A 288-nucleotide genomic window follows, 5' to 3' on the forward strand; every position below is an offset into this window, starting at 1 on the left:
GTAACCTTATTTATGAGTACAAACCGAGGATTAACAATAGATTTTGGAACAGAAAAAGCAGGTGATGATTGGCGTATAGTTAACGATGGTGTCATGGGTGGATTATCCACATCCAAAACAACTATATTAGAAGACAGCATTGTATTTACTGGCGAAGTTAGTCTAGAAAACAATGGTGGATTTGCAAGTATCTGCACGTTAATTACTGCAGGTGCATTAAATGATTGCAAAACAATGACTATGCTATTTAAAAGTAATAGTACAGATCGTACCTTTGGATTATCTCTT

The 288-nt window shown here is 35.1% G+C and carries 1 protein-coding gene; it reads left to right on the forward strand.

The window, feature by feature from the left end:
* Positions 1-12: 12 nt before the first annotated feature.
* The coding region (locus V6251_RS15355) for a CIA30 family protein (protein WP_341589022.1) at positions 13-288 on the forward strand (276 nt) is incomplete at its 3' end.

Source organism: Olleya sp. Ti.3.14, from assembly GCF_038154885.1.
Taxonomy (GTDB): domain Bacteria; phylum Bacteroidota; class Bacteroidia; order Flavobacteriales; family Flavobacteriaceae; genus Olleya.